Annotated in this window: 1 protein-coding gene; it reads left to right on the forward strand. The window is 77.3% G+C overall.

The window, feature by feature from the left end; translation table 11 throughout:
- Window positions 1-132: 132 nt before the first annotated feature.
- Window positions 133-803 (forward strand): glycosyltransferase (locus tag ACYVE9_RS29135; protein WP_461030876.1); only part of this gene is annotated, 671 nt, incomplete at its 3' end.

An 803-nucleotide genomic window follows, 5' to 3' on the forward strand; every position in this document is an offset into this window, starting at 1 on the left:
CCGCCGCCCGCTGCCCGCCGCCGCCCTCACACCGGTCGCCGGCCCCGCGGCGCGGACCACGGCGTCCACCGGACCGTCCCGGCCCGAGACGCGGAGCACGATCACCTCCGCACGCTCCTCGGGCAACGGCCGGTGAGGGCCCTGCACGTCATCACCGGCCTCGGCGTCGGCGGTGCCGAACAGCAGCTGCGCCTGATGCTGCGCAGGCTCCCGCTGGACTGCGACGTCGTCACCCTGACCAACCCGGGCCCGGTGGCCGACGGCATCCGGGCGGACGGACGGTCGGTGACCCACCTCGGCATGGCCGGCAACCGCGACCTGGGCGCCCTGCCCCGGCTCGTGGGGCTGATCCGGCGAGGCCGCTACGACCTGGTCCACACGCACCTCTACCGGGCCTGCGTCTACGGGCGGGCCGCCGCCCGGCTCGCCGGGGTCCGGTCCGTCGTCGCCACCGAGCACTCGCTCGGGGACGCCCAGATCGAGGGGCGCCCGCTCACCCGCTCGGCGCAGGCCCTCTACCTGGCCAGCGAACGGCTCGGCAGCGCCACCGTCGCGGTGTCCGCCACCGTGGCCAGACGGCTGCGCGACTGGGGCGTGCCCGGCCCCCGCATCGAGCTCATCCCCAACGGCATCGACGCCGACCGGTTCGGCTTCGACCCCGAGGCCCGCCGCCGGGCCCGCCACCGCCTCGGCATCCCGCCGGACGCCTTCGTCGTCGGCGGGGTGGGGCGCCTGGTCCCGGGCAAGCGGTTCGACCGACTGGTCCACGCCATGGCGGCCGTACCCGGGGCCCGGCTGCTGCT

The sequence above is a fragment of the Streptomyces sparsus genome, assembly GCF_054776295.1.